Genomic DNA, 11,820 nt, shown 5'->3' with positions numbered 1-11,820 from the left:
TCATAAACATTCATACAAAACAAGATAAACAAAGCCTAGATGAATATAATATCTTTATATCATTTTATGGTGTAATCTTACAAGGTGGGATAGAATCTAATAATGATTTATTGTTTGGTAATTTAGATTCCAATAATGAATTACTTGAATCTAAGCCTATTTATTATTTACAAGATTCAATAGATTCTAAAGATTCTACACAAACCTTGCAGGTGTTTTTAGATTCTAAAGTTTTAACGATATTAAATTATTCACTTTTAGAATCTAGTTTAAATATCAAGTTAGAATCTAAAAGCAAAGAAGCAAAAAAGATTCTAAGTAAAGAGTTAGATTGCCACGACTTTTTACAAAAGTCTCGCAATGACGAAAAAGTTATAGAATCTACAGCAATGCTTTGTCCTATCTTAGAAGATAATGAAATAAAATGTCCGCATAATGGAATAGTTAAATTAAAAAGTAATAAAGGTAAAAACTTTAAATCAAACAATAAATCAATGATTTTAGAATCTGATTTGCTAAACTCTCAAATAATAGGCTGTCAAAATACTATCTTAGGAGTGCCAACTCCTTGCAATCTTGTAAGCGTTATATTACCAAACGCTCGTGCGTTAAAAAAATATAATGATGATTATCCTATTATGCAAGATTTAGTATCTGGAAATATATTCACTGATAAAGGCTTCCCATTAATTGCTACACCAAAACCAAACACTTTTAAAATAAACTCACCAAAACCCACATTAGATTCTAAACAAAACTTAGATTCTATAGAATCTAGCATAAATCTAACTAAGCCAAAGCTAGAAATTATCACACCATTTTATGCTCTAGATGAATATTACCTTACTCCTAGTTATTATGAAAATAGAGATATTAATCAAAGTGGATTTTATAATACTTTTAAACAAATAGATTTAGATTTAAATATAGATTCTAATACTACAAAATCCCTAAATGAGATTATAGAATCTATTTATGATATTTATGATAAAAAATATTTTAAACACGCAATCATAAGCATTAGAATAGCTTATAGTATATATGAATATATCTTAGTCATGCCAAAGTATATACCAAAATTTATAGAATCTAAAATAGATTCTAAAGATTTAGAATATGGTTATGGAGACTTTATTGATTTAAAAAGAGATTATATAAGAGAATGTGATGATAAAGAAATAAATCTAAATATACAAGGTAAAATCTTATTAGCACCTAGTAATGCCAGGGTGGTTAGGGTAGTGGTTAAGTAGGGTTACTTAAGGTTACATTTTTTAAAATTCACTATAAACTTTTTCCCATCTTTTACCATTTTTAATAATTTTATGCTTAAATTTCAATTTGAAAATTAAAAATATCAACACGTAAGGATTTCAAATGTTTGGGTTTTTAAAGTCAAAAGGTGAGAGCAAGGGTGAAAATAAAGCAAAAAAAGATATGCTAAGCTTGTATCTTACAAACAATGTAAGTGAGCGGATAAATGACGCCAAAAAGCAAATGGATATTGCCCTTGCTATCGGGTATTCCCTGCCAAATGTGAATCTAGATTCTGTAAGCCGCGAAATAAAGTCAAATCTACCGCAAGATTCTACACTTATTATGGCAAGTTCCGCTGGGCTAATTTGCTCTCGTGATGGTAGCAAGGAAATGGGTAATTTCTATGGCTCTGCTAGTGTGGATAACGCAAGTAGTGGCGTAGCACTCCTACTTTTTTCTAAGCAAATGGTAGCAAATGTGCAAGTTTGCACCATTGACTTAGGGCTAAGTATTAAGGAAAAAGATAAGCAAATCGAGCATATTGCCCGTCAAGTGCGTAGTGTAAGTGTCCCCTTTCAAGTGCGAAGCCGCGATACGCTTGGCTATATGCTAATTGATGGGCTTTGTGGCTTAGAAAATCTTTTGATGGAAACGATTTATGATAATGGAAAGCTGCCCTGCCTTTATGTCGGCGGCTCTGCTGGGGGGAAAATGGATTTTAGTGCGACTTATATTTATGATAATAAGAGCGTGACGCAGGGAAAAGCGGTTGTGACTTATGTAAAACTTAATCCTAGTTATCAATTTGGAATCTTTAAAACGCAAAACTTTCAGCCTACAAGCACGAAATTTATCGTGCTAGATTCTGGTGAAAATAAACGCACACTTACGCAGTTTTTAGATTCTAAAACTTTTCATGCGACAAATTCCATTCAGGCTTTGGCGAAACACTTTAATTGTGAGCCTTCAAAAGTGCCTGAAATAATGGTCGATTACGCCTTTGGCATTAAGATAAAAGATGAGATGTATGTGCGTAGCGTGGCGAAATTTGATGCGGAAAAGGGCGCGATTGATACATATTGTGACATTGATAGTGGTGAAGAATTGATTTTGTTAAAACGCATTGACTTTGTAAATACCACAAGTAGCGACTATGCTAACTACTCGCGGGGCAAGGAAACGCCCATAGGTGCGATATTTAATGACTGCATTTTACGCCGTTTGCATAATGGAAATGAGCTTTCGCGTTTGAAAGTATTTGATAGCTTTCCAACGATTGGCTTTAGCACATTTGGTGAGCTTTTGGGTGTGAATATTAATGAGACATTGAGTGCGATATTTTTCTATAAACAAGCAAGTGGTTTTAGGGATGAGATTGTCGATAATTTCCACCTTTATTATTCACAATTTAAATCATATTTTCTATACAAACAGCTTAATCGCAGTGAGCTAATTAATGGTATAAACGCGCTTATGCTAAGTCAGGTGAAAAACTCTATGCCAACTTTTAAAAATGTAAGTGATACTTTGGCGCAAGCAAGCCATGACTTTAGCGGTATGGAATCTAGCCTAGATTCAGTAAATACGCAGTTTAGCGACTTTGTCAATCAGTTAGAATCTAAAATGCAAGCAGGCAGCCAAGATATGAATTTAGGAGAACAAATACATAATTTGCTAAATCAGATTCAGGATTTAAATAAGGTATTAGATATTATTTCTGGCATCGCAGAGCAGACTAACCTTTTGGCGTTAAATGCGGCGATTGAAGCAGCAAGGGCTGGAGAGCATGGGCGTGGCTTTGCCGTGGTCGCTGATGAAGTAAGGAAGCTTGCCGAGCGAACGCAAAGTAGTTTGAATGATACGAGTGCGTCAATAAAATATGTTATTGAAACCGTGCATAATATCGATAGTAGCGCAAAACACGCTAGCTCAAATATGCAAGATATTGAGGAGAAGTCAAAGTCGATTGCGGATATTATCACGCACATGATTACAAATGGTAAGGTTTTAAGCAAAAATATGAGTGATAAAACAGGCGTAAGCGAGCAAATTGACAGCGAACTAGAAAAGATTAGCACTTATGAAGAGGTGCTAGAAACACTGCAAGAGGGCAGTAAATAGGAGAAGAAAGATTTTAAACTCTATGATTTTATAACAAAATTCTTACAAACATTTGATATAATGCAATGTTATAAAAACTTAAAAGTTATAAATTTCCTAATTTTTAGGGGGCGAAAATGCAGAGTATAAACATCAATAATATCAATTTGCCAAGCAAAAAAAGCTTGCAAAAAAAAGGTATGAAAGCCCTTATGAGTGGGAATTTTAAGGACGCATTTGACATTTTTCAAAACGCATTTTGGCTTGATAGTAGCGATTTAGATTCTAAAATCGGGCTTTACTTGGCTGATATGGGCTTAGATTTTGGGCAGGAGGCGATTGGCATTTATGAGTTTTATCAAAGCGTTTTGGGCTGTGAGCCGCGTGGCAATCGCACTAAGGTGCAGAAAATGATTTTGGGTTTCATTAAGGCTTTTGATAATAAAACTCACGACCTTTCAAACGCTGCAAAGTCCAGCCGCGACGCTATTTTAGAAGGCTATGACGCGATAAATTATAGTGATATTCGCGCGCTTTTAAAGACCAAAAGTTTTAAGGAAGTTTATAGCGCCCTGCCCTTTAATGCGAAGCTTATGTTTGGCAAAAAGGCTGATTTTTACGAGTTTTTATCACTTTTGGCTGATAATGATTATATTGATACGCTTGTGAATTATATCGATTCTTTGCCTATTTACGACCTTGAGATTATGCCTATTATTGAGACTTTGACGAAAAAATTGCAAGAGAAAAATAAGCTAAATGGCAAGGATTACAGCCCTAAACATTTGGCTAACCCTGCGAAAGTTAAAGTTGTAAAAATTAGAACTAAATAATTAAAAAGTTATAAATAATGAAACTAGAAAATATTACAGATGACACTAGAAAACTTACAAAAGATTCTATATTTTTAATAACGCCACAAAATGAGAAGTTTATAGAATCTTTACCGCCGAATATCAAAACCATTACACGTGAAGATTTAAAAAAATACTTTATCGATACTATCGGCATTTCACGCATTAAAATCATCGGCATCACAGGCACAAATGGCAAGACTACGACCGCTGCTGCGATTTACTCTTCCCTGCTTGATATGGGCTATAAAGCCGCGCTACTAGGCACTCGTGGGATGTTTATAAACGATTCGCGTGTGCGTGAAAAGGGCTTAACCACGCCTAGTTTGCTTGAGCTGTATAAGGATATTGCGTTGGCTATTTCACGGGGTTGTTCTTTTTTTATTATGGAGGTTAGCTCGCATGCGATTAAGCAGGAACGCATTTTTGGGCTAAATTTCGCCGCTAAAATTCTAACAAATATCACAAGTGACCACCTTGACTATCATAAAACATGGGAAGATTATGCGAATACAAAGTTAGCTTTTTTGAAAGCGGACAATGATTTAGATTCTAAAAATACTAATAATTTATCTATAAAAATTATAAATATGGATGATAAAAGTGGAGCTAGTTTGCGATTTTTACCAAATGTTTTGGGTTATGGTATAGAATCTAAAAGCAATCTTTTTGTGAATGCGTATAGTTTGAATGATGGAATTTTCGCACATATTAATTTTAGAGAAAGTTCTAAAAATCATAACTTTAAAAATTTGGAAGTTAGCCCTAAAGATTTAGTAGATTCAAAGCAAAATACAAATTTAGATTCTAAAAATTTTGAACTTTCAAGTAAAGATTCTAAAAATACTGAATCTACTAACTTAGATTCTAATCAACTTTCAAAATCTAGCATTAATTTAAATCAAAATATCGAATCTGCTAACTTAGAATCTCCACTATTTGGTCTTTTTAATCTTTATAATTTACTTGCCACAACGCTTACTTTAAAAGCCATCACGCATAAGAGTTTAGAATCTATTTGCACCGCCCTTAGCAATTTTGGTGGCGTGGCTGGGCGAATGGAAATTGTCAGTCAAAAACCGCTAATTATCATTGATTTCGCACACACAACTGATGGTATGCTGCAGGTTTTTGAGAGCTTTAAAAATAAAAAAATCTATGTGATTTTCGGGGCTGGGGGCGATAGAGATGCTAGCAAACGCGAGAAAATGGGGGAGTGCGCCGCCACTTTTGCCACTAAAATCTACATCACAAATGATAATCCGCGAAGTGAAAATCCACAAAAGATTGCAGAGCAAATCTTGCAAGGCGTAGAAAAAATAGGGCGTGTGAAAAAAGATTCTATAAATATAATCTTAGATAGAAAAGAGGCGATAAAGCTTGCTATACACGATATTTTAAGCGATTTAGATTCTAAAAATTGCGTGCTTTTAATACTTGGAAAAGGTGATGAAACTTCGCAAATTTTCAAAGATAAAACGCTACATTTTAGCGATAAAGAATGCGTAATGGAGATTCTAAAAGATTCTAAAAACTAATCCAAAGTTTTAAACAAGATTCTAAAAAATTATGAAATTTATAACTATAGCATTTTGTGCAACTTTACAATAATAACTAGTAAGGATGCAAATTTAGATTCCATAAACAAATTTTGGCTACAATTTAACCTTAAAAACCAAACCAAAAGGGAGAAAAAATGCTAGTAAGTGGGATTGAGATTCTAAGCAAGGCGAATAAGGAAGGCTATGGCGTGGGCGCGTTTAACTTTGTTGATTTCGAGATGTTGAATGCGATTTTTGTCGCGGCAAATGAGAAAAATTCGCCCATTTTCGTGCAGGCAAGTGAAGGCGCGATAAAATACATGGGCATCGAAATCGCGGTAGCCCTTGTGCAAACGATGGCAAAAAAATATCCGCACATTCCTGTCGCACTCCACCTTGACCACGGCACGAGTTTTGAGAGCTGCAAAAAGGCGGTGGATGCGGGCTTTACATCCGTTATGATTGACGCGTCTCACCATCCTTTTGATGAGAATTTGGAGGAGACTAGCAAGGTGGTGAAAATGGCGCACGAGCGCGGTGTTAGCGTGGAAGCAGAGCTAGGAAGGCTTATGGGCATCGAGGATAATATTTCGGTGGATGAAAAGGACGCTGTGCTGGTAAATCCGGCTGAGGCGGAGAAATTTGTGCGTGAAAGCAAGGTCGATTATTTAGCCCCAGCGATAGGGACAAGTCATGGTGCGTTTAAATTTAAGGGTGAGCCGCGTCTTGATTTTGAGCGGCTAAAAAAGGTAAAGGAGCTAACCAAAATCCCGCTGGTGCTGCATGGTGCGAGTGCGATACCTGATTATGTGCGTGCGAGTTTTACGCAAAGTGGTGGCGATATAGGCGCGAGTAAGGGCGTGCCATTTTCCTTTTTGCAGGAGGCGGTAAAAGGTGGCATAAACAAGGTAAATACCGATACTGATTTGCGTATAGCGTTTATCGCGGAGGTGCGAAAGGTGGCAAATGAGGACAAGAGTCAATTTGATTTACGCAAATTTTTTACCCCAGCAATGAAGGCTATGAGCCATGTAATCGCCGAGCGGATGGATATTTTGGGGAGTAGTAATAAGATATAGTTATAACATGATATGTCAAAACATCTTAAATCTTTAGAGTGTTTCAATATATTTTTTTATATCGATACTTTGAATCTAGCCATAAATGTTGTCTTTGAAATTGTAATATTCAATCTTAAAATCGTTAAAAAAGGTAAATTATGAGCTATAAATCTAAAATCAATGCGTTAAAAAAGATTCTAAACGAAGGTTTGCTAGAAAAAGAGGAGGCGATAAGTTTGAGCCTACTTTGCCTTATAGCTGGGAAAAGTATTTTTCTTTATGGCTCACCTGGGAGTGCTAAAAGCCTTGTGGCGCGGCGTGTGTCAAGTGCCTTTAAAAATCATAAATTTTTTGATTATTTGATGAATCGTTTTTCTACACCTGAGGAAATCTTTGGACCATTGAGCTTAGAAAACCTTAGAAAAGATAAGCTAGTGCGGAAAACTTGCGGCTTTCTTCCATCGGCTGATTTTGCGTTTTTAGATGAGATTTGGAAAAGTTCTCCTGCGATTTTAAATTCACTTTTGACAATTATTAATGAGAAAAAGTTTCGTAATATCTTAGCTAGTGATAGTGAGCTTAATTCGCAAAATCTAAGTCAAGAGCAACTTGATAAAGTGCCGCTAAAAGGGCTAATTGCCGCAAGTAACGAGCTTCCAGCTAAAGGGCAGAGCCTAGAGGCGTTATTTGATAGATTTATCATTCGCCTTGTTGTGCCGCGTATTGAATCTAAGGCTAACTTTAGAAAGCTATTACAAATGCGTCCTGCACGCGATTTTATAAGTATAGAATCTAATCTTTGCTTTAGTGATAGCGATTTAGATTCTATAACTTTAGCGACAAAAAGTTGCGAAATTAGTAATGTGGCATTAGACGCATTAGTGAATGTTAAGGATAATATTGAATCTTATAATAGAAATATTTTAAAGAATGAGAGTAGCGATATAGAGAGCGAAAATGCCGAGCCTATCGATATTAGCGAGCGGCGATGGATAAATATTATGGAGCTTTTGCGTTTTAGTGCGATTTTGAGTGATAGAGAGTGCGTGGAGCTTGTGGATTTGGCACTTTTGCGGCATTGTTTGTGGAGTAATTTGGAGCAGATTCCTATTATAGATTCTATTTTGTCGCAATCTTTTGAGCCATTTTGCCCTAGTGTTGAGTTTGATTCTAATGCGTGTAAAAGGCTTGAGCGCGAGATTATCGATAGTGTGACCTTTGGGAAAATGCAGGATATTCCAAGCGATGATGCGTGGATTATGCACAATTGGGGCGATAAAAAGCCCATAAATAAGCACTTGCAAAAGATTTTGCTTGATGAATGTGAGAATTTAAAGGCTTATTTTGATGATACTTTGGAGAAATGCAAGGCTAAAAGGCGAACTTTTAAGGAGGAAAATTCTAATATTTTTATTAGTTCTAAAGATTATAATTTATTTTTCCAAAACTTAGTAAATATAGAATCTAATATCGCTCAAACGCAAACTAGACTACAAAAACTAAAACAAAATCTAAAAAAAGCTCAAATCGTAGGACAAGACAAACAAGGCGTATATTACAATGATGGTATACATAGCAGCTGGGGGGAATGAAATGCTATATGAAGGCAAAGAATGAAAAATAAAAAAATAAATTACGAGTTTAGCGTGGAGGAGTTGGCTAGTCGTGTGGATTATGACTTGCAAAAAGATGAGTTTAATATCAAAAATGAGCTAGATTCTAATATAGAAAAATATTATGATGATATTACAAAAATCCTGCAAAATGATAATGAAGAGCAGCTAAGATATTACAAATACGACTTGCATTATCGGCATAATGTGCAATCTAGTCCTAAGTATCTTAAGCAGATTCTAAATGATATTAGCTACTATAATGATAAGTTTGATATTCAAAAATATTTAGGACCTATAAATAGTATTGAATCTAGTAAGGTGATTTCTGGGATAGATTCTATAATTTCTAATTTAAAACTAAAAAAACGCGGATATTCGCAAGTTAGTAATTCATCACAAAATCAAGTTAATAATTCACCACAAAATAATCAAAATAACGAAATAGATTCTAAAAGTAAGCTTAAAAAACTGCACGCAGAATTGTTGCAAGAATGGAAAGAGAGTATAGAATCTAATTTGCATTCATGGAAAAAAAATCAGGTAAAAAAAACGCAAAATGCGACAATTAAGCGTGTCAAGGGCTATCTAAAGGCGATGAAAGAAGCAAAAGAGACGATGGAAGACACAAAAGAAATAAGCGAAATGTTTGAAGATATGATAATGGAGCAGCTGCGTGAGGGGCTAAAAAGTGGGCAGGATATAAAATCTTATATGAGCGGCGAGATAGAATCTAATGATGAAATTTCGCAAGATTCTATAAAAGAAATATTATTTGAAGTCCCGGAAATGACGCAAGAGGAGAGAGACGGATATTATTTCGAAACGCTACCATATCGTTTATACAATGAATATTTGATGACTAAGAATCAAAGAGAAGCACTTAGCGAGAATAATGAAAATACAGAATCTAAGGCGCAAAATACGCAAATTTCTATCCCAAATCAAATGCAAAATATCCCGCATCTAGGCTATTCTACAAGAATAAAACGTCCTAAGAAGAGCCTACACAAACGGCTTGTAAATTTCAATGAATTTATACGCATTTTGCAGAAAGATTCTATAAAAGAGCTTTGTGATATGCTAGGGCGGCTAGATGATGCGGATAATTTTGTGGAAATGAGCAAAGTTGATACACAAGACTATAATACAAAAATGCCGACAAAATACGCAAATGACGAGCTTAGCGGGCTGCATTTTGCAAGTCAAATTAGCAATATTTTGCCCCAAGAGCTTATGCTAATAAATGACAAAGATTTTAACATACTTTTTGATATGAAATATGCGGAAAATCGCCTGCTGTCCTTTGAAAAAGAGGGCTTTGAGAGTGTGATAGAAAAAAAGGAAATGCTTACAAAAGATAAGCAAAAAGGACCTATAATTTTGTGCATTGATACAAGTAGCAGTATGTTTAGTAGGATTAATGGTGTGAAACCTGCGGTTGTGGCGAAAGCGGTGACATTATTTTTGACAAAAAGGGCTAGGCAGCAGGGGCGAGATTGTTTGCTAATTAATTTTAGTGAGACATTTAGCACACTTGATTTAAGTGGGAAAAATGGGACTTTGGGGCTTTTAGATTTTTTATCAAGTGATTTTAATGGTGGGACAGATTCTATACCTGCCTTTAAATACGCGCTAAAGAAATGTCAAAATGAGAATTATAAAGCTGCAGATATATTAATGATAAGCGATTTTATTTTCGCTCCACATATTATGAAACATTTAAAAGAAATTATGAAAAATAAAGATAAGCAAATCAAGTGCAACGCCCTATACGTCGGTAATCTAAGCCCTGATAATCTAAAAGGCGCCCCCTTTGATAATAACTTTATTTACAACCCAAAAACTAGGAATATAGAATCTTTGGTGGGCGCAACACGCAAGATTTTGGGCTAGATTCTAAAAAACAAACTATTTTAATGCAATCTTAGCTCTATGCCATCACCTACTTTTTGCATATCATAGCAATATCTAATTTTTTGGAGTGTATTAATATACTTTTAGCGAAAAAAGTATTAAAAATAGTAGCTTTTGTATTTACTTCCATAAATTCATAACTCCATTTTAGATTTTTTGTCATTTTTTTAAAATTTTATTGTGTTTTTAGAATCTAAAAAGATACCATATAGTGTTAAGTCAATGGATTTATTGTGTTGAACCAAATAAATCATTTTAGGTAAATTATAGAATCTATTAACGCAAATCTACAAAATCACTTTAGAATACCAAAAAAAATAAAGGATAATAATGCAACCCAACAATATATTTAGTAAAATTACTTTTATTGCTAGTTTATTCCTTTGCTCCTATATTTTATTATTTCATTTTGTATTTAGTTTTGAGGATATTGGAGCTAAGTTACAAGAAATTTTGAATGAAGCTAAAAAAGCTACTTTAGAGCCTTTACCAGAATCTAATAAATTGCTTACACTACAAAAAAGTATGTTTGTGAAAACTCCTATTAATATGAGCAAGGAACAAATTGAGTTAGGCAAGATTCTATATTTTGATTCACGTCTTAGTGGTAATAAATTATTATCTTGTAATTCCTGTCACAATATAGCACTTTATGGTAGTAGCTTTGTGGATATTGGCAAGGAAAAATTAAATGCGCCTACTTTGTTTAATTCACTTTTTAATGATGCTGCACACTATAAGGGTGATATTTCTCGTTTTGATAAAGAAGATAGTGTTATTCCTGCTAAAAATGTCGTAGCAAGAGCCAGTCTGCATGCCTTAAGTGCGGAGAATGAAATGAATGCAGATACAAAAAAGATTGTTTCAATGATTACAGAATCTAGTGAGTATATGAGCTATTTTAAACGTGCGTATGGTGTAAAAGTTAAGGTAAATGCTGAGTTAATCGCACTTAGTTTATCTAGTTTTATCTTAACACTTAATACTTTTAGTAGATATGATGATTTTTTAGCTGGAAATCTTAGAGCTATGAGCGTAGAAGAAGCAGATGGGATGCGTGTTTTTATAAATCGTGGTTGTGTAGCATGTCATAATGGTGTAGGACTTGGTGGTACTATGCAGCCTTTTGAAGTAATGAAAAATTATAAATATTCAAGTATAGGTGGTATGACAAGCAATATAGATAAGATGTTAAAAGTTCCCACATTGCGTAATATAACACTTACTGCCCCATATTTTCACAATGGTGCAATACATAAGTTAGAAGATGCGATACAAGAAATGGGAAATATACAATTAGGTATAAATTTATCAAATAAAGAAGCTAAACAAATTATGATATTTTTTGAAACTTTAAGAGGGCAAGTAGAAATCACAATTCCACAATTACCAAAGTTATAGATAGATTCTATAGATTCTATTTTGCGGGATTTAGTTTTAGAATCTTTGGCACGCCTTTTGCTTAATTCCTTACATA

Annotated in this window: 7 protein-coding genes and 2 pseudogenes; all 9 read left to right on the top strand. The window is 34.3% G+C overall.

The window, feature by feature from the left end:
* Positions 1-1,253 (top strand): annotated as a pseudogene (locus LS64_RS12550) (hypothetical protein); the annotation flags it as partial.
* A gap of 124 nt (positions 1,254-1,377) precedes the next feature.
* Positions 1,378-2,547 (top strand): annotated as a pseudogene (locus LS64_RS14030) (FIST signal transduction protein); the annotation flags it as partial.
* Positions 2,548-2,730: 183 nt separating this feature from the next.
* Entirely contained in the window at positions 2,731-3,378 is a 648-nt protein-coding gene (locus LS64_RS14025; RefSeq protein ID WP_419879995.1) for a methyl-accepting chemotaxis protein, read from the top strand.
* A gap of 116 nt (positions 3,379-3,494) precedes the next feature.
* Positions 3,495-4,190, top strand: coding sequence for a hypothetical protein (locus tag LS64_RS10200; RefSeq protein WP_064773715.1), 696 nt, complete (start codon positions 3,495-3,497; stop codon positions 4,188-4,190).
* Between the two features lie 17 nt (positions 4,191-4,207).
* On the top strand, positions 4,208-5,749 hold the full coding sequence (locus tag LS64_RS13400) for a UDP-N-acetylmuramoyl-L-alanyl-D-glutamate--2,6-diaminopimelate ligase (RefSeq protein WP_034571821.1): 1,542 nt from the start codon (positions 4,208-4,210) through the stop codon (positions 5,747-5,749).
* A 158-nt stretch (positions 5,750-5,907) separates the two neighbouring features.
* Positions 5,908-6,831 (top strand): class II fructose-bisphosphate aldolase, encoded by a 924-nt coding sequence (locus tag LS64_RS10190; protein ID WP_034571818.1) that lies wholly within the window; start codon positions 5,908-5,910, stop codon positions 6,829-6,831.
* A 140-nt stretch (positions 6,832-6,971) separates the two neighbouring features.
* Positions 6,972-8,405, top strand: a complete 1,434-nt coding sequence (locus LS64_RS10185) for an AAA family ATPase (RefSeq protein WP_052062478.1) — start codon at positions 6,972-6,974, stop codon at positions 8,403-8,405.
* A gap of 21 nt (positions 8,406-8,426) precedes the next feature.
* Positions 8,427-10,322, top strand: a complete 1,896-nt coding sequence (locus tag LS64_RS10180) for a vWA domain-containing protein (protein ID WP_034571816.1) — start codon at positions 8,427-8,429, stop codon at positions 10,320-10,322.
* Between the two features lie 351 nt (positions 10,323-10,673).
* Positions 10,674-11,744 (top strand): cytochrome-c peroxidase, encoded by a 1,071-nt coding sequence (locus LS64_RS10175; protein ID WP_034571814.1) that lies wholly within the window; start codon positions 10,674-10,676, stop codon positions 11,742-11,744.
* Positions 11,745-11,820: the final 76 nt, after the last annotated feature.

Source organism: Helicobacter saguini (assembly GCF_000762875.2).
GTDB lineage: Bacteria > Campylobacterota > Campylobacteria > Campylobacterales > Helicobacteraceae > Helicobacter_A > Helicobacter_A saguini.
The sequence above is the reverse complement of the archived record's forward strand: the minus strand, read 5'-3'. Positions and strand labels throughout refer to the sequence as shown.